The sequence below is a fragment of the Flavobacterium beibuense genome (assembly GCF_004151245.1).
GTDB classification, from domain to species: Bacteria; Bacteroidota; Bacteroidia; order Flavobacteriales; family Flavobacteriaceae; genus Flavobacterium; species Flavobacterium beibuense_A.
The window spans coordinates 76,977-95,811 of sequence record NZ_JUIW01000013.1 but is presented as its reverse complement, the minus strand read 5'-3'; the positions used below and the strand labels follow the sequence as shown (position 1 = coordinate 95,811).

The window sequence follows — 18,835 nt, the reverse complement described above, 5'->3', positions numbered from 1 at the left end:
AGAGGGGAACCGCTTACTCACATCCTTAGATCCTTCCTTTGTAAGGATGACCACACCCAGGCGTGGCAGGCTTAATACACTACTCTATTATATATAGGGTAGTATTACTTAATTAGAATGTTCATCATAATAGCGTACTGCCAGGTATATATTTTCGAAACCAAGAAAACCTGATTTAAAATATTTCAGAACATCAGGTTTATCAGCAAATAATTTATTGAGTAGATCAAGCCAGTTTTCGTCCATTCGTAAAAGATGCATCTCTCTATCTTTTTCTATAAAATAACATGTTCCCTGATGACCTGTTGCATATCCGTAAAGTTTTACCTCCTTACCTTTATATAGTAACAGCAGCCAATCTTCTTTTGAATCCAATGTTTCCACTTTAGGCTTGTCCCTATACTCATATATATAGTGACCTGTTTTATACACCAAACCAGCTTCTCCCCTAAACTTTATTTTCTTCCCTTGTTTAGGGATAATATACCGGGAACCCAATATAGGTTCATATACATCTCCATATATAGTGTCGCTATTTTTTACAAAATAATCTCCCTGCACACTATCTAAGGAATCTTTTTTATACTTCAGTCCTGTATAAATACCATCTTTAGGTTCTTTATTAGTATTGACATAACCATTATATCGATAACCTTTTAATTTATCGGCCTCATATCTGATAAGTGATCCGTTGTCATCCATCTTTAAAAGATAGGTCTTAAACAACTCTTCTTTTACAGCTCCATATATAGTATCCCCGTCTTTTGTAATTATATAGTCTAAGAAGAAGCCATCTATATATCCGTTTGACTGCTGAGCGCGGGCTGCATTAAAAAAGAAAGAGAAAAAGATATATAAGAAGAATGCTTTACAGAAGGACATACAATTTATTTAATTGTTATTGATTTCTAAATATAGAATAAAGGTTTTGAATTACTCATATATATAATAGGACTAATCCAAAAAATGGAGATCAATGAAATAATCACGTGTATGCATATCATAATAAACCTCTATTTCCTTTTGCATATACAGTTTAATAAGCAGGGTTTCCTTATCAATAGCCAGATTACAACTTTTCAAAGTTTTTGTTGAGCCGTTAATTTTAACCTTTATCTCAATGACATTTGATGTCTTTTGGGTTGTTACTACACTATTAGGTGAATCCAAGAACGAATTGAGCACCTGTACACTACCTGAATTTGAAGCCGGTTTTGTGCTGTATCTTTTTTGGTGTTTACTTTACAATCATCAAAAGACACTGTTATTTTAACACCTTGCGCCATCAATCGATTTTCATATTCTGATTTCTGTAATTTTTCTAAACCCTGACTTTTGCGACGGTTTCTTTTCTCCCTAATAAAAAACATCAGGAAAGCGATTATTATAAACCATAGAATATAATCTCCTCCTGTACTACTTAAAGATAAAACAAACATATACTTATTTTTTTTCTCTAGCCTTTAATCTTTTTTCCTCATCATCATAATATGTTGAAGAATGCAATAAATCCTTTTTTACAAATATCTCATCACCTTCTATTACATAATCAGCTTTTAATTCTTCAAGAAAAAACTCAAATGCCTCCCAACATCCATTAGGAGGATTGCAAATAATAATTTCATCACATCTTGACCTTGTCCATCTATATATCAATTTATCACGATCTTCAATTTTTAAAGCTTCAAGAACCCTATCAAAATCATCCGTAATTAAATACCCTCTCCTATCCAGGTAATTAACAATATCCTGATAGGTATACTTAGTTTCCAATGTTTTATCACCTGTTGCCAAGTATTCTTCATGTTCTGCATATTCCATTAAAAAAGACACGGCATTACTCATAGAGAACTCATCTTTTATTACATCATATACTGCCGGCCCCGGAACGCCTACATAATAAAGCCCCAAAGTTTTCATCAATTCAAAATCCGAAGGCCTTATAAAGAAAAATATCTTAAGCTCACTTTTTATCTCTATAAAATCATTAATATAAAAATCAGCCCTGCTGCCTCCGCATTCTGAGATAAAAAACTCTTCAGCCCTTTTTATTAAAGTATCGTCCATTATTTTAAAATAAACTCAAATATAAAAAATAAACCCAAGTACATTTCCTCGGGTAAATCATCACACATGCTTTTCAGATTTAATAATTAACGGTATGTAAAATTTTTAATCCTGTAAATACATACTAATATTATGTTAAGCAATGTCTTACAATTTTATAAGCTGTAAGAATTTACTAATTTTAGGAATTCTCACTTTTAAATCATTTAAAAATGAGGCAAAACAATATAAAGACCTCCCGCAACTACTCCTTATATATAGGAGCTGCCCTTGCGGTTAGCACATTTGGTATATTTATGAGTTGCAACGATAAATTTGTTGAAAGCCAAACCGTATTTGACCTTCCTGTAGAGAAGACGATGCAGGAACTTTTAGCTGGTTATGATACCGATGGTGATAAGAAAATAACAAAAGACGACGCGCCTAACAAAGACTACTTTATGGTAAGTACTAAAGGCGACACCGTTATTATAAGGAACACCTATTATTTATCTAACCTTTTACAGGAGCTTGCCATTGCACACGAAAATGCGCAGGAAAGCGCCCTTATAACACTAAGGCAGATACAGGAACCTCCTGCCGAGCGCATTTCGCGCCGCATACGTACCCAGTTTTGGGACGACCTTACCCGAACAATAGACGAAAATGGCATTAACCGTATAACGGACGACGATAAAATGCATGACGAACGCAGGCGCATTTATGTTCCATATGATGATCATGTGGGGATTGCTTACTTTAAGAACCTACAGAAAAAAATGCCCAACCTTGATGTGGTGGTACTGCCAAAAGATATTACGGCAGAATATGTACAGTCCATTAATAACAATCCGGGGATATTAGCCTTAAAGATTGAGAATAATAAAGGAGTGCCCTTTGTTGTTCCCGGCGGAAGGTTTAACGAAATGTATGGCTGGGATAGCTATTTTGAAGGCATAGGCCTTATTATAGACCACAGGCTTGACCTGGCAAAAGGCATGGTAGATAACTTTTGCTACCAGATAGAGCATTACGGAAAGATTCTTAATGCCAATAGATCCTATTACTTAACGCGTACGCAACCGCCTTTTCTTTCCTCTTATATAAGAGAGGTGTATAGTGCCATGCACCCTAAAGACAAAAGATGGCTGGAAGAAAGCCTGCGTACAGCCATAAAAGAGTATGAAAATGTATGGATGCACAGTAAACGCTATACTCCCGAAACCGGACTTAACCGTTTTTATGCCGGAGGAATAGGCATACCTCCCGAAACAGAACCCGGACATTTTAAGGCGGTATTACAGGAATATGCCGATAAGTATAATATGTCGGTTTCAGAATTTGAAGAACAGTACAAGGCAGGCACTATAAAAGACAGCCTTTTGGACCGCTATTTTGTACATGACCGTACGCTGCGTGAAAGCGGCCACGACACCAGCTGGCGACTGGACAATATAGCCGCCGATTTGAATTGTGTTGATATTAATGCACTCCTATATAAATATGAGAAGGATTTTGAGTTTTTAATAGGCACCTATTTTAAGGATAGCTTTACCGTAAACGGAAAAACCTATACTTCGTCTTACTGGAGTGAAAAGGCAGAACACCGCAGGGAACTGATGCAAAAATACCTGTGGGATGAAGCTGCAGGCTGCTATTTTGATTACAACTTTAAAAAGAATGAAATTACCGATTATATGTCGGCGACAAATTTCTTCCCTTTATGGTCGGGGTTGTGCACTCCGGAACAGGCACGTAAAATGGTTCCGGTACTTATGAGCGAACTAAAAGCCAAAGGCGGTATTCTTGCTTCCTCTAAAGCTTCTCTGGAAAAATACAAAACCAACGATGTACAGCGACAGTGGGACTACCCTAACGGATGGGCTCCGCATCAAATGCTGCTTTGGAAAGGACTTATAAATTATGGTTATGAAAACGAGGCGCGTGAACTGATATACCGCTGGCTATGGACCATTACCCAAAACGCTGTGGACTACAACGGAACTATCCCTGAAAAATATGACGTGGTAAACACCACTCACAAAGTATATGCGGAGTATGGTAATGTAGGTACCGAATTTGCTTATATAACCAAGTCGGGGTTTGGGTGGATGAATGCGTCCTATCAGTATGGACTATCGCTGTTGCCACAGGAGTACATTCAAAAACTGGATAATCTTGAAAATCCGGATGTGGTTTTTAGGGAGGAATAAATAATTAAGACTTATTGATCCAACAAATCCATCACATCTGTCCTTATTAGTTTTTCCCCGTCAAAATAAAAGTAACTGTACAGGGAAAAAGTAGTATCCTTAACTATAGTAATAGTATCGGTATCCTTATTAATGTATACCACATCCTTTTCGGTATTTACTACAGGTATATTAAGCGACTGCATTTTGGTGCGCATCATAGCGTCATAATACATAAGGTCGTCTGCTCCTGTGTAAAAATCTTCTTCGCCTACATCACTTTTATAGGCTTCTATCTCCAGTGAATCAAACTCTACCACAACTACTGTAGGCTGTTGTAGCTCCAGACTTACGGAGTTCTTTTCCCAAACCGATTTTTTGATAGAATCAGCCTGAGCCATTGCCTCCTCTTTTGCTTCCCTTTCTGTGGTTGCAGCATCTTTGCACGAGCAGGCTAAAAGTACTGCTACTATAAATAAAAGTTGTTTCATGGCGTGGTTAGTTTATAGCACTAAGATAATAATTCCATTAACTTTTCTTACACCTGTTTTGTAATTTAAAAATTAGATTAACTTTGAAAGTATAATCAAAAACCTAATTACCATGAATGATGCGCATTTTCACCTTATTGTAAACCACATGCCTATTATTGTTCCTATTATAGGATTGCTTGTTATGATTGGCGGATTTATTTCTAAGTCAGAAGCAGTTAAGCGTGCTGCTTACTTTATTTTTATACTTGCAGCAGTTTGTGCACTGCCGGCAATGGCTTCGGGCGAAGGTGCCGAAGAAATTGTAGAACACATGCCGGGTGCCGACCATCATTTAATTCACGAACACGAAGAAATGGCCGAAACCCTAGCCATGCTTTGTTATATACTGGGCGGACTTAGCCTTGTAGGCCTTTGGGCAAGCTTTAAAAAGAAATCGTTTGGCAACATCGTTTCTTTAATCGTATTAATATTTAGCGTTGTTGTTATTTACTTTGGTTACCAGACAGGTACAAGCGGTGGCGAAATTACCCACGAAGAAATTAGAGCCGACTTTAAGGTTGAAGAACACGAACACCATGACCATGACGGACACGACCACGAAGGTCACGATCATTAAGATATATAGTTTATAAAACAAACCCCCCGCTCAATTGAGCGGGGGGTTTGTTTTCATTTAAATAATACCTTATAGATATAGATTTCTCCATTACACTGCGTTTCGGTCGAAATGGAAAACATATGTTCTCTAAATGAAATTTGTTCCATTTCGACCTTGTGGAGAAATCTCAAATTTCATTATTCAAAAATCTCCAATCTGGGTTAACCTCATTAATCAGATTTTCTTTTTTACTTCTACTCCATTTTTTAAGTTGAGTCTCTCTGTCAATCGCTGCCTGAACTTCCGTATAATGTTCCCAATAAATAAGGTTAAAACATTTATATCTTGCCGTAAAAGATTTTGAATGTGCTTCAGGATTTTGATGAAAATGCAACCTGTCTTTTAAATCGGTTGTAAAACCTATATACAATACAGTCTTACTTTTATTAGTAAGAATATAAATATAATAATTATGTTGCCCTACAGTTTGAAACATATCCAAATGTAAGGATTTCACCTAGATTTCTCCACTACACTGCGTTTCGGTCGAAATGGAACAAATTTCATTATTTAAAAAATCCGTGCTCAGTTGAGTAGGGATTTCTGTTTTATATTATTTAGTTATTCCTTTTAAGCTCATCATAGTTATAAAGCTAATACAAACCCCAACCTTTTTTGTAATAATTATAATTACTGTTAACACAATCTATATTCTCCTGTTCAGTTAAGTTGTTTTTCATATTTTCAAGCACCTGAATATTATAATTTTCATCATTCTTATCAAAAAAATAAAATTCATTATTGATTACAGAAACATATTTATACAAATCTCCATTAATAAATCTAGGTATCAAACCTCCCTTGAGCATTATTTTGTAACGCACGAAATGAACTTTATCTTCTTTAATTACATAATGTTTTACAACGTAATATTTCTTTTTGCTGCGCCTATTTTCCTTTAATATTTTTTTTGTTATAACATCATCATTCACAGTGGTGTTCTTTGTGCTATTACATGAAAAAAGTATTGACAAAAACAGTATTAAAAAAACATTAGAAATTAGCTTTAAAAATGTCGCTTTTAATTGTTGTATATTATTTATCATAATTCCAATTATTGATTTTTGAATAACCTCAATATTGTTTATTCATCAAAATGAAATTTGTTCCATTTCGACCTTGTGGAGAAATCTCAAATTTCATTATTCAAAAATATCCAATCAGCAGATTGGAATTTTTGTAGCTATACTTTACACTTTATTTATTTCTTTTAAACTCTTCATTTATAAAGCCAGCACAAGGCCTTTTTTGTAATATTTATAATTCTTGTTAACATGATCTATATTCTGCTGCTCTGTTAAGTTTTCTTTCATATTTTCAAGCACCTGAATATTATAATTCTCATCATTTTCATCAAAAAAATAAAACTTATTATTGATTACAGAAACATAGTAATAATAAAAACGTCCATCAAGATAATGAGGCCGTATACCGCCCCTTAGTAATGTTCTGTAACGCAGGAAATAAACATTATCCTCTTTAATTATATCGTCCTTTACAACAAAATACTTCCTGCTGTTAAGTCTATTCTCTTTTAATATTCTTTTTATTACAACATCCTCATTTATAGCAATGTTCTTTGTGCTATTACATGAAAAAAGTACTAACAAAAACAGTATCAAAAAAGCACTAGGAATTAACTTTAAAAATGTCCCTTTTAATTGTTGTTTCTTATTTATCATAATTCCAATTATTGACTTTTGACTAAGCCCAATATTGTTTGTTCTTCAAAATGAAATTTGTTCCATTTCGACCTTGTGGAGAAATCTCAAATTTCAACTTTTTAAATATTTAAATTTAGCATTAAATTCCACAAAATCTAATTACTTACTATATTGCCTTTGTATAGTTAATACGCTATATTTGCATTCTATAAATTTTTAATAATGATAAATATTACATTACCGGACGGTTCAGTCAAGAAGTTCGACGCTGGGGTAACTCCCCTGGATGTTGCCATGAGCATTAGTGAAGGATTAGCAAGAAACGTGATTTCTGCATCTTTTAATGGTACAACAGTTGAAACCAAGACCCCGCTGACGACCGACGGTTCATTAATATTATATACCTGGAACGACAAAGAGGGTAAAAAGGCTTTTTGGCACTCTACTTCTCACGTTTTAGCACAGGCACTACAGGAAATGTATCCTGGCATCAAGCTTACTATTGGCCCTGCTATAGACAATGGTTTTTATTATGACGTAGACTTTGGTGACCATACCATTACCGATAAGGACTTTAAAGCTATTGAAGACCGCGTACTTGCCATTTCCAGAGAAAAACACGAGTTTAAAATGCGTTCTGCCACTAAAGCAGAAGCGCTTGAATTTTATAAAAACGAGAACAACCCGTATAAGGTTGAGCTTATAGAAAACCTTGAAGACGGTACCATCACTTTTTGTGACCATGCTACTTTTACCGATTTATGTCGTGGAGGACACATTCCTAACACCGGTATAATTAAGGCTATGAAGATTATGAGCGTTGCTGGTGCCTACTGGAGAGGTGATGAAAAGAACAAACAGCTTACACGTGTATACGGTATATCTTTCCCTAAACAGAAAGATCTTACTGAGTACCTTGAGCTGCTTGAAGAAGCTAAAAGACGCGACCACAGGAAACTGGGTAAAGAGCTTGAGCTATTTGCATTCTCATCTAAGGTTGGACAGGGATTACCTTTATGGTTACCTAAGGGTGCTGCCCTTCGTGACCGTTTAGAGCAGTTCCTTAAAAAGGCGCAGAAGAAAGCAGGATATGAGCAGGTGGTTACTCCGCACATAGGGCAAAAAGAGCTTTATGTAACATCGGGCCACTATGCAAAATATGGTGCAGACAGCTTCCAGCCTATCCACACTCCAAACGAGGGTGAAGAGTTCTTACTAAAACCGATGAACTGTCCGCATCACTGCGAGATATACAATACAAAACCATGGTCTTACAAAGACCTTCCTAAGCGTTATGCAGAGTTTGGTACTGTATACCGTTATGAGCAGAGTGGTGAGCTTCACGGCTTAACACGCGTTCGCGGATTTACTCAGGATGACGCACACATTTTCTGTACTCCGGATCAGCTTGACGAAGAGTTTAAAAAAGTAATCGACCTGGTACTTTATGTATTCAGCTCGCTTGGTTTTGAAAACTTTAGCGCACAAATTTCATTAAGAGATCAGGAAAACAGGGAGAAATACATAGGTAGCGACGAAAACTGGGAAAAAGCAGAAAACGCTATTATCAATGCAGCAAAAGACAAAGGCCTTAACACTGTGGTTGAGTATGGCGAGGCTGCCTTTTATGGCCCTAAACTGGACTTCATGGTAAAAGATGCGTTAGGCAGGCAGTGGCAGCTTGGTACTATCCAGGTAGACTACAACCTTCCTGAGCGTTTTGACCTGACTTACAAAGGTGCCGATAACGAGCTTCACCGCCCGGTTATGATTCACCGTGCGCCGTTTGGATCTATGGAAAGATTCATCGCGATTTTACTTGAAAATACAGCCGGAAACTTCCCGCTTTGGTTAATGCCGGAGCAGGCTATCATACTGTCTCTTAGCGAGAAATATGAAAATTATGCTAAAAAAGTTTTAGATTTGCTGGAAAATCACGAAATTCGCGCCCTAATTGATAACCGAAACGAGACAATTGGTAAGAAAATTCGCGAAGCCGAAGTTAAAAAGCTTCCGTTTATGCTGATTGTTGGTGAGGAAGAAGAGAAGAATGGTACGATTTCTGTACGTAAACATGGCGATGCAGGTAAATCAAACCAAACAATGACAATTGAAGAGTTTGCTTCTTTAGTAAAAGAAGAAATAAATAAGACACTAAAAGCATTCTAAGTTTAACTTAAAATTTTATAGCCATAGCAATAAGAAACAACAGAGGTTATCAACCTCGAGTAGAAAAAAAAGATCCTCACAGGACTAACAGCGATATCCGTGTACCGGAAGTAAGACTTGTAGGTGAAAATGTGGAAACGGGAGTATACAGAACATCTCAGGCCCTTCAAATGGCTGAGCAACAGGAACTGGATTTGGTAGAAATATCGCCAAACGCAGCGCCGCCTGTATGCAAGATAATGGATTATAAGAAGTTTCTTTACGAGCAAAAGAAACGCGATAAAATGCTTAAGGCAAAATCTTCACAAATTACCGTGAAGGAAATTCGTTTCGGACCTCAGACTGATGAGCACGATTACGAGTTTAAAAGGAAAAATGCCGAGAAATTCCTGAAAGAGGGCTCAAAACTAAAAGCTTTTGTATTCTTTAAAGGACGTTCTATTATATACAAAGAACAGGGACAGATTCTTTTATTAAGGCTGGCTCAGGATCTTGAAGAGTATGGTAAAGTAGAATCTATGCCGGTACTTGAAGGAAAAAGGATGATAATGTTTATCGCTCCTAAGAAAAAGAAATAAGACTGTAAAGTCTAAAAGTCATAAGGTCGAAAGTCTAAAGCAGGGCTTGTTATTAACAACAGGCTAACTACTTTATGACTTTCGGCTTTAAGGCTAAAAAAAAGTAGTAAGTAAGATAATTAAATACAGGAAGAAAATGCCTAAAATGAAAACTAAATCCAGTGCCAAAAAGCGCTTTAAAGTGACAGGTTCTGGTAAAATCAAAAGAAAGCACGCTTTCAAAAGTCACATCCTGACTAAAAAATCTAAAAAGCGTAAGCTAGCTCTAACTCACTCTACTCTTGTTCACAAGACAGATGAGAGAAGCGTAAAAGAGCAATTAAGACTTATCTAATATTTATTTAAGTCCGGTTAAAACAATTTAATAACCCTGGAGTATGGCTTTAAGTTTTCTTATATAAAAGGAACGCCTACTACAAAAAAACATTTAAAATTATGCCAAGAGCAGTAAATTCAGTTGCTTCAAGAGCTAGAAGAAAAAGAGTATTGAAGCAAGCCAAAGGATTCTTTGGAAGACGTAAAAACGTTTGGACAGTAGCTAAAAACGCGGTTGAGAAAGCAATGGCTTACTCTTACCGTGACAGAAAACAAAAGAAGAGAAACTTCCGTGCATTATGGATCATGCGTATTAACGCTGGTGCAAGACTACACGGCATGAGCTACTCTCAATTCATGGGTAAAGTTAAAGCTAACGGTATTGAACTTAATCGTAAAGTTCTTGCTGACCTAGCTATGAACCACCCTGAAGCTTTTGCAGCTATCGTTAATAAAGTTAAATAATTTACGTAAAACAATATATATCTTACTTACACAAAAAACCCGCTCAATGAGCGGGTTTTTTATTGATATTATATTACAACTTTACGTTTTAAGCTTCTTTTTCCTTGCTGCAGGGAACAACACATTATTAAGAATTAGCCTGTAACCCGGTGAATTAGGATGCAGGTCTAAAACAGTAGGTGCATCACCTACCCTGTGCTGATAATCCTCTGGGTCATGACCTCCGTAAAAAGTAAACATCCCCTTCCCTTTTGTACCGTGAATGTATCGGGCTTCTCCGTTTTGCAGGTTCTGCCCCATAATCAATACATTTGATTTTATTAGGTTCTCGTCAAACGATGTGGTTTGTCCCATAAAACCTTTTACAAGCTGCGTATGGTTTTGGCAAAGCATGGTAGGAATCGGATCCCATTTTGCTGAATACTCCATCAAGGTAAAGTAGTCGTTATCCATAAGTACCTTACGCTTGGTTGTCATATCTATATCCGAGAATTCATAGACTATAGGATTACGCTCTAAGGTATAATCCTTAAAGGCAAATGTTTTGCTGTAATCTATTCGCGACTGGTAATTAGGATCGCTCGGATCATTATCAAACATAGGTTCGCAAATATCCACTCCTTCTGCCGAAAGCGCAATATCAAAACTATCGGTTGCAGAGCACATGGCAAACATAAAGCCACCACCTATTACATAATCCCTTATCTTATCGGCAACTGCCATCTTTTCTTCCGACACCTTGCTGTATCCTAATCTGGCAGCCAGCTCTTCGGCCTCCTTCTTCTGTTCTATATACCAAGGCGCATTACGGTATGCTCCAAAAAACCTTCCGTATTGCCCTGTAAAGTCTTCGTGGTGCAAATGCAGCCAGTCGTATAATAAAAGGGCATCGTTAAGTACTTCTTCATCATAAATGGTCTCAAACGGAATCTCGGCGTAAGTAAGCACCAAGGTTACGGCATCATCCCACGGTTGTTTTCCCGCCGGGGTATACACCGCAATCTTAGGTGCTTTTTCAAGAATAACGGTCTCCATATTTTGAGACGGACTGCTAATTTCATCCTGAATGGTATTAGCCTGCGCATCTGACAGTATTTCAAAACTAACCCCTCTTATCTGGCATTCACGCCTGATCTCCTCGGCATCCGGAAGCAAAAAAGAGCCTCCCCTGTAATTAAGCAGCCAGCTTGCCTTATAATTCTTCTCTAAAACCCAATAGGTTATCCCGTAAGCCTTTAAATGGTTTTGTTGGGAGGTCTCATCCATCGGGACTAAAATCATAGAAGCACGCCCTAAAAACGACGTTAAAAGAAATAATAAGAGTATGTAGTGTTTTTTAAGAAGCATTTTATAGCAGATTTTATTCAAATATAAGGCAAAAACAAGGTTTTGCACAGCTATTTCTTTTTCTTTTTGGCAGAAGCTTTTGCCAACGGATTGTACTCCAAACACAGGTTAACCCAAAAGTTAAGGTTGTCTCTGCCCGTTATGGCATTGTTTTCAACATATACAAAACCTTTATATGGCTTACCCTTCATTTCCATAGCCCTGCAACCGGGTTTCTCCACCATTTCCTCATGAATTAACGGGTTTATACGGCACATTATTTCGTTGTTGCTTACACAAATGCACATTTTACCGTTTACCATAAAGGCAACCCCGTTGAACATTTTCTTTTCTTCCACATCCGGATTGGGCGGCAAAGCCTGTAGTAAAAGCTCCCTTACCCTATCCATTAAAATTGCATCGGCCGGCATACTTAATACTTATTTTTATTACCAATTTACAATATTAATATGATCATCAGAAAATTACACCTATAAAAAAAGTGCATCGACTGATGCACTCTATATCTTTTTTATTGTTAACTAATATTCCCCTGTCCCCGGCTCTTCAACCGTAACGTGCTCAGCACCGTTTACTTCAATTTCCAATAGGGACAACTCTTCATCTGTTTGGGATTTAAATAAATCGTTCTGCATATCTGTATGGGGTTAATTGGTTACTTATTATTTAGAACGGGACATCGTCATCGTCATGCGCTCCTCCTCCGCTGTTCATGTTACTGCCAAAAGCATCGTTTGCCGAAGGCAGGTTTTTAATAAACGATGAACTATCGTTATCATTCATACTTGACGGAAGCTCATCAAACGGTGAACCGAAATCGTCAAGGTTATCAAACTTACCTAAGCTACCCACGAATTTAAGCCTGATGTTATCCAGTCCACCGTTACGGTGCTTAGCCACGATAAACTCAGCCTGTCCCTGTGTTGGCGATCTTTCCTCATCATCCCATTCATCAATCTTATAGTATTCAGGTCGGTAAATAAACGATACGATATCCGCATCCTGCTCAATCGCACCCGATTCCCTAAGGTCAGAAAGTAAAGGTCTTTTACTCGATCCCCTGGTCTCTACCGCACGTGATAGCTGCGACAGTGCAATAACAGGAACGTTAAGCTCTTTAGCCAGTGCCTTAAGGTTTCGTGAAATGGTTGATATTTCCTGCTCACGATTACCTCCGTTCTTTCCGGCAGCACCTCCGGCAGTCATCAGCTGAAGATAATCGATAATAATCATCCTGATACCATACTGCGACGCCAGCCTTCTTGCTTTTGCCCTAAGGTCAAAAATGGAAAGCGATGGTGTATCATCTATATATAATGGTGCCTTTTCAAGGTTCTTAACCTTAATACTTAACTGTTCCCATTCGTGCTTTTCAAGCTTACCGGTACGCAACTTTTCTGAAGAAAGGCCTGTTTCACTCGAAATCAAACGTGTAATAAGCTGTACCGAGGACATCTCCAGCGAGAATACCGCAACACCGTGGTTAAAGTCGATTGCAATATTACGCGCCATAGAAAGTACAAATGCGGTTTTACCCATACCGGGCCTTGCCGCAATAATGATAAGGTCACTGGGCTGCCATCCCGATGTAAGCTTATCAAGATCGCGAAAGCCGGTAGCAACACCACTTAAACCTTCTTTACCAGCAATTTCCTCAATACGTTTCTTTGCCTGTATAACTAAGCTTTGTGCCGTTTCAGAACTTCTTTTAATGTTACCCTGGGTAACTTCATACAGTTTAGATTCTGCCTGGTCTAACAGGTCAAAAATATCTGTTGTCTCGTCATAAGCCTCTTCAATAATCTCGCTTGATATTTTAATAAGGCTTCGCTGAATGAATTTTTGTAAAATGATTCTTGAGTGAAACTCAATGTGAGCCGAAGATGATATCTTTTGCGTAAGCTGAATAAGATAAAAATCTCCGCCGGACAAATCCAGTTTTCCGTTCTTTTTTAACTGAGCGGACACTGTTAATAAGTCAATTGGCTGTGTGTCGTTAAATAACTGTACGATGGCCTCAAAAATGTTCTTGTGGGCCTCCTTATAAAAGGCATCGGGCTGTAATATATCTATTACCTCGTCTACACCTTTTTTATCTATCATCATGGCACCTAAAACAGCCTCCTCAAGGTCCAGCGCCTGCGGTGGGAGCTTGCCTTTCTCTAAGTTGATAATAGCAGTTTTATCAACTTTTACCGGGTTTACGTTCCTGATGTTTTCCATAGTGCTAATGTAATTAAATTTAAAATGGATGAGTTAAGCAATTGTTAAGAAGCCTATGTTAACAAACTGTTGATAAACAGTTAACTAATTGTTTATAACCTAAAAAAAATCCGAAGCGGCAAGGCTTCGGAATCATTATGCCGTTAAAACAAGGTTATTCTTTAAACTCCCCCATTTTACTATACTTATCCATCCTTTTCGCAACAAGTTCCTCTGTTGATAAGTCTTTCAATTCATTATATCCTTTTAAGATGTACTCCTTAACGCTCTCAAAAGTAGTGGCTCTGTCATAGTGCGCACCACCCAGCGGTTCAGGAATAATATCATCTATAAGTTTTTGTTTCTTCATGTCGTAAGAAGTAAGCTTAAGCGCCTCGGCAGCCTGCTCTTTGTACTCCCAGCTTCTCCATAAGATTGAAGAACAAGACTCAGGAGAGATTACAGAGTACCATGTGTTTTCAAGCATGTATACTTTATCTCCCACACCTATACCAAGTGCCCCACCTGAAGCACCCTCTCCTACTATAACGGTAATAATAGGTGTTTTAAGGCGTACCATCTCAAAAATATTTCTTGCAATAGCCTCACCCTGTCCTCTTTCTTCAGCTTCTAGCCCTGGGTATGCACCCGGAGTATCTACTAAAGTAACTACAGGAATACCAAACTTTTCAGCCATCTTCATAAGACGTAATGCCTTACGGTATCCTTCAGGGTTAGCCATACCAAAGTTTCTGTATTGCCTTGTTTTAGTATTGTAACCTTTTTGCTGACCAATGATCATGAATGACTGACCGCCTATTTTAGCAAGTCCTCCCACCATTGCTTTATCATCTTTAAAGCCACGGTCTCCAAAAAGTTCTAAGAAAGTACCTTCAGCAAGCGCATTGATATGATCCATAGTATACGGACGGCTTGGGTGCCTTGAAAGCTGAACCCTTTGCCACGCTGTAAGGTTTTTGTATATATTCTTTTTTGTTTCTTCTAGTTTTTTCTCGATTTGCTTACATGTATTAGATACATCCACATCCGATTCCTGACCAATAATAGTACACTTATCTAACTGGTCTTCAAGCTCTTTAATCGGAAGCTCAAAATCTAAATATTCCATAGTACAGGCAGATTTTTAAAGTTTGTTCGAACTACAAAGATAGAACTTTAGCTTAAGAATGAAAGAATTAAATCTCTTTAAGTTTCTTTTTAGGGTAATTCTTTATTACACCATTGAGTATCACTGTAGTAAGTATAATAGCAGCACCAAAATAAAAAGCAGGACTCATGTGCTCATTATCTTTAAATACTATTAATGCAAGAATTATCCCATATATAGGTTCCATGTTAATAGTAAGCATTACTGTATACGGACTTAAAAACTTCATCACCTGTACCGATGCAATAAAAGCATAGGCCGTACAGAAGGTAGCCAGTACAATTAGCCATGTCCAGTCTTGTCCCGTAAGTACAAAAAACTCTGTAGTAAAACTTCCTGCAAACAGCAAATAAACTGACAGGAAAAACACACCACCCAGCAACTCCCAAAAAGAAACCTGTGTGGCATTATATTTTACAGCATACTTACCATTTATAACCGAGAAGGTTGCCGAAAGGAAAGCCGAAGACAATGCCAGTAATATTCCGTAGAGGTAATCACCCTCAAAACTGAATATTATATAAAGCCCCCCTATAACAAGAAGGCCGAACAGTACCTCATACCATATAACCTTTCGCCCGTACAATAAGGGTTCTAAAAGAGAGGTAAAGAATGCCCCTGTAGAAAGGCACGCCAGTGTTACCGACACATTAGATACTTTTATCGCCTTAAAAAATGTAAACCAGTGCATAGCGATAATTAGCCCCGCAAACAAAAACCCTGCTAGGGTTTTCCATTCTACTCTTAAAGGTACTTTTGTAAAACGCGCATACAGATATACAAGAATTACTGCAATACCCATTCTATACCAAACCAACGGTAAGGCATCGAGTGTAATAAGCTTACCTATAACAGCGGTAAAACCCCAAATAAAAACTATGAAATGGAGATGTAAATAACTCCTTAATTTATCGCCTAGCATTACGTAAGAGGAATATAGCTAAAATACCAAAAGTCACATTAGGGAACCACACAGCCAATAATGGCGGGATGCTCGATTTCTCAGCCATGGTTCCAAATACCTTATCAAAAAACACAAAGGTAAAGGCCAGTGCAATACCCAGTGCCAGGTTAACCCCCATACCTCCCCTGCGTTTCATGGAAGATACTGCCACGGCAATAATGGTAAGAATAAATGCTGATACCGGAATACTGTATTTTTTATACTTTACAACCAGGTAACTGTTTATATTACCTGATCCTCTTTTCTTTTCCTTATCAATAAACTTATTAAGCTCACCAAGTGTCATTGTTTCTGCCACATAAATAACCGGGGTAAGCTCATCAGGCTCAAAAGAAAGCTTCATAACCTTTTGTGGCTCACTCTCCAGCCTATCGTTCATTTCACCCACAGTCCTTTTATTATAACCATAAAGAAGATATGTACTGTCTTTAGGATTCCAGGCAATCGTGTTGGCATTAATTTTTGACACCAGCTTTTCACCTTTAAAAGTTTCAAGGTTAAAGTTAGAACCCGAGTTTTGTATGTAGTTAAATGTACCTACATATATATACTGTGTATCGTTAATCTGTTTATAAACCTGTTCGTTTTCCCTAATTTTAGGATTGTTCTTAAGATAAGTATACCTAAAGTCGTTAAAACCTTTACTTGCCTTGGGTACAAAAAATACACCCATAACAAGCGCCAGCAATGATATGATGGATGCTCCTATAATATAAGGTCTTAAAAATCGCATGAAAGAGATTCCCGATCCCAGTACAGCAATAATCTCTGTATTGTTAGCCAGCTTTGAAGTAAACCAGATAACCGACAGGAACAGGAATATAGGAAAAAGCATATTGGCAAAGTATAGCGTAAAATCGCCATAATAGGCAGCTACATCTGCAAAAGGTACTTTTTTAGCCAGTATTTTATTAATTTTCTCCGATACGTCTATAACAATCCCTATGGGAATAAACATGAGCAGCATTACAAAAAATGTTGCCAGGTATCTTTTTAAAATGTACCAGTCTATTATCTTCACTCCGGTGATTTTCTTTAATTATGGTTAAAGCCTTTGGCTCATTTGTTTTACCATTTTGTCTTTCCACTCACGGAAATCTCCTGCTAAGATATGCTTTCTTGCCTCACGAACCAACCACATATAGAAACCTAAATTATGTATGGTTGCAATTTGTTTACCAAGAAACTCGTTTGCAGCAAAAAGGTGTCTTAAATAAGCTTTAGTATATTCGGTGTCTACAAAAGTGATGCCCATTTCGTCAATAGGAGAAAAATCATCTTCCCATTTTTTGTTTTTAATGTTAATGGTACCGTTTGCCGTAAACAACATACCATTACGGGCATTACGTGTAGGCATAACACAGTCAAACATATCTATACCAAGGGCAATATTTTCTAATATATTAATAGGAGTACCTACCCCCATAAGGTAACGCGGCTTGTCTTCAGGAAGTATATTACAAACCACCTCGCTCATTGCATACATTTCCTCTGCAGGTTCCCCTACTGATAATCCTCCAATGGCATTACCTACAGCCCCGGCGTTAGCAATATACTCTGCCGATTGCGCTCTCAGGTCGGTATATGTACTACCCTGAACAATTGGAAAAAATGCCTGATCGTAACCGTATTTTACAGGGACTTTTTCAAGATGCGCAATACAACGGTCCAGCCAACGGTGTGTCATGTGCATTGAACGTTTTGCATAACGATAATCGCAAGGGTATGGTGTACATTCGTCAAAAGCCATGATAATATCAGCACCAATGGTACGCTGAATTTCCATTACGCTTTCCGGCGAAAAGAAATGGTAAGAACCGTCAATATGTGATTTGAATTTAACTCCCTCCTCTTTAATCTTCCTGTTACCTGATAATGAATATACCTGATAACCACCGCTATCGGTAAGTATATTCCTGTCCCAGTTCATAAACTTATGAAGTCCGCCAGCCTTTTCAATAATCGGGGTTTGCGGACGAAGGTATAAATGGTATGTGTTACCTAAAATAATATCAGGGTTTATATCATTTTTAAGTTCGCGCTGGTGTACCCCCTTTACGGTTGCCACTGTACCTACCGGCATAAATATAGGTGTTTCTATAGGGCCGTGATCGGTAGTGATAAGTCCTGCTCTGGCTTTAGACTGAGGATCTTTGGTAATTAAATCAAATTTCATATTCCGTTTTTACAAGGCGCAAAGATAGGCAATAGATATGAGATTTTTGTACAGGAAAATAAGATATGAAACAGCATAAACAACTTATAGAAAACAAACAAAAACAAGTGCAAAAATATTACCTTTTTGAACTCGTTTACTGAAACTATATTTTCAGTACAATAACATACATATAAATTATCCCAGGATAAACCCAACTATAAACAAAACCCTAAACCAGACTTTATCCAAAAAAAGCCTTTAGAAAATGAATATGAAAATGATAATAAATATGAAAATGAAAAGAGGGGTATGGGGAGAAAAACAAACCGCTAAAAACGATTTACTGAAGCCGTTTTTTCAGTAAGTGAAATTAATTTGCCAATAGAAAAAATAAGAATTACTTTTGCACCCAGTT

19 protein-coding genes are annotated in these 18,835 nt (G+C 37.5%); 6 read left to right on the top strand and 13 right to left on the bottom strand.

What is annotated here, in order from left to right:
* Positions 1-108: 108 nt before the first annotated feature.
* Together NU09_RS16740 and NU09_RS16735 are read right to left on the bottom strand one after the other, a co-directional pair.
* Positions 109-882 (bottom strand): hypothetical protein, encoded by a 774-nt coding sequence (locus NU09_RS16740; RefSeq protein WP_129752461.1) that lies wholly within the window; start codon positions 880-882, stop codon positions 109-111.
* Positions 883-1,443: 561 nt separating this feature from the next.
* Positions 1,444-2,067, bottom strand: a complete 624-nt coding sequence (locus NU09_RS16735) for a hypothetical protein (RefSeq protein ID WP_129752460.1) — start codon at positions 2,065-2,067, stop codon at positions 1,444-1,446.
* A 212-nt stretch (positions 2,068-2,279) separates the two neighbouring features.
* On the opposite strand from NU09_RS16735, the gene NU09_RS16730 reads away from it, so the two are divergent.
* The gene (locus NU09_RS16730) at positions 2,280-4,259 is read left to right on the top strand and encodes a trehalase family glycosidase (protein WP_129752459.1); all 1,980 of its coding nucleotides are present in this window, start codon (positions 2,280-2,282) and stop codon (positions 4,257-4,259) included.
* 11 nt (positions 4,260-4,270) lie between these two features.
* Here the strand turns inward: NU09_RS16730 and NU09_RS16725 are convergent, their stop codons facing one another.
* On the bottom strand, positions 4,271-4,729 hold the full coding sequence (locus NU09_RS16725) for a hypothetical protein (protein WP_129752458.1): 459 nt from the start codon (positions 4,727-4,729) through the stop codon (positions 4,271-4,273).
* A gap of 112 nt (positions 4,730-4,841) precedes the next feature.
* Here NU09_RS16725 and NU09_RS16720 point away from each other — a divergent pair, with 112 nt between their 5' ends.
* Entirely contained in the window at positions 4,842-5,348 is a 507-nt protein-coding gene (locus NU09_RS16720) for a hypothetical protein (RefSeq protein WP_129752457.1), read from the top strand.
* A gap of 169 nt (positions 5,349-5,517) precedes the next feature.
* On the opposite strand, the gene NU09_RS16715 is transcribed toward NU09_RS16720, so the two are convergent.
* The 3 genes from NU09_RS16715 to NU09_RS16705 form a co-directional block, all read right to left on the bottom strand.
* Positions 5,518-5,826 carry a GIY-YIG nuclease family protein gene (locus NU09_RS16715; protein ID WP_129752456.1) on the bottom strand — a complete coding sequence of 103 codons (309 nt, stop codon included), beginning with the start codon at positions 5,824-5,826 and terminating at the stop codon, positions 5,518-5,520.
* 157 nt (positions 5,827-5,983) lie between these two features.
* Positions 5,984-6,436, bottom strand: a complete 453-nt coding sequence (locus NU09_RS16710) for a hypothetical protein (protein WP_129752455.1) — start codon at positions 6,434-6,436, stop codon at positions 5,984-5,986.
* 177 nt (positions 6,437-6,613) lie between these two features.
* Positions 6,614-7,072, bottom strand: a complete 459-nt coding sequence (locus tag NU09_RS16705; RefSeq protein ID WP_129752454.1) for a hypothetical protein — start codon at positions 7,070-7,072, stop codon at positions 6,614-6,616.
* Between the two features lie 204 nt (positions 7,073-7,276).
* Between NU09_RS16705 and thrS the strand changes: the two genes are divergently transcribed.
* From thrS to rplT, 4 genes are all read left to right on the top strand, one after another.
* Entirely contained in the window at positions 7,277-9,223 is a 1,947-nt protein-coding gene (gene thrS, locus NU09_RS16700; RefSeq protein ID WP_129752453.1) for a threonine--tRNA ligase, read from the top strand.
* Between the two features lie 29 nt (positions 9,224-9,252).
* Complete coding sequence (gene infC, locus NU09_RS16695) at positions 9,253-9,801, top strand: translation initiation factor IF-3 (protein ID WP_129752452.1); 549 nt, start codon at positions 9,253-9,255, stop codon at positions 9,799-9,801.
* A 136-nt stretch (positions 9,802-9,937) separates the two neighbouring features.
* Positions 9,938-10,135: a 50S ribosomal protein L35 gene (gene rpmI, locus NU09_RS16690; RefSeq protein ID WP_129752451.1), complete on the top strand. Its 198-nt coding sequence runs from the start codon at positions 9,938-9,940 to the stop codon at positions 10,133-10,135.
* Positions 10,136-10,236: 101 nt separating this feature from the next.
* Positions 10,237-10,581 carry a 50S ribosomal protein L20 gene (gene rplT, locus NU09_RS16685; protein ID WP_129752450.1) on the top strand — a complete coding sequence of 115 codons (345 nt, stop codon included), beginning with the start codon at positions 10,237-10,239 and terminating at the stop codon, positions 10,579-10,581.
* An 81-nt stretch (positions 10,582-10,662) separates the two neighbouring features.
* Here the strand turns inward: rplT and NU09_RS16680 are convergent, their stop codons facing one another.
* The 7 genes from NU09_RS16680 to tgt form a co-directional block, all read right to left on the bottom strand.
* The gene (locus tag NU09_RS16680; protein WP_129752449.1) at positions 10,663-11,928 is read right to left on the bottom strand and encodes an asparagine synthetase B; all 1,266 of its coding nucleotides are present in this window, start codon (positions 11,926-11,928) and stop codon (positions 10,663-10,665) included.
* A gap of 50 nt (positions 11,929-11,978) precedes the next feature.
* The gene (locus NU09_RS16675; RefSeq protein WP_129752448.1) at positions 11,979-12,338 is read right to left on the bottom strand and encodes a TfoX/Sxy family protein; all 360 of its coding nucleotides are present in this window, start codon (positions 12,336-12,338) and stop codon (positions 11,979-11,981) included.
* A 256-nt stretch (positions 12,339-12,594) separates the two neighbouring features.
* Positions 12,595-14,151: a replicative DNA helicase gene (dnaB, locus tag NU09_RS16670; RefSeq protein ID WP_129752447.1), complete on the bottom strand. Its 1,557-nt coding sequence runs from the start codon at positions 14,149-14,151 to the stop codon at positions 12,595-12,597.
* Between the two features lie 154 nt (positions 14,152-14,305).
* Positions 14,306-15,259, bottom strand: coding sequence for an acetyl-CoA carboxylase carboxyltransferase subunit alpha (locus tag NU09_RS16665; RefSeq protein ID WP_129752446.1), 954 nt, complete (start codon positions 15,257-15,259; stop codon positions 14,306-14,308).
* A gap of 67 nt (positions 15,260-15,326) precedes the next feature.
* Complete coding sequence (locus NU09_RS16660; RefSeq protein ID WP_129752445.1) at positions 15,327-16,220, bottom strand: DMT family transporter; 894 nt, start codon at positions 16,218-16,220, stop codon at positions 15,327-15,329.
* A complete protein-coding gene (locus tag NU09_RS16655) occupies positions 16,207-17,283 on the bottom strand; it encodes an LptF/LptG family permease (protein ID WP_129752444.1) in 1,077 nt (358 codons plus the stop codon). Before NU09_RS16655 ends, NU09_RS16660 begins: the two co-directional genes overlap by 14 nt.
* 24 nt (positions 17,284-17,307) lie before the next feature.
* Positions 17,308-18,438: a tRNA guanosine(34) transglycosylase Tgt gene (tgt, locus tag NU09_RS16650; RefSeq protein ID WP_129752443.1), complete on the bottom strand. Its 1,131-nt coding sequence runs from the start codon at positions 18,436-18,438 to the stop codon at positions 17,308-17,310.
* Positions 18,439-18,835: the final 397 nt, after the last annotated feature.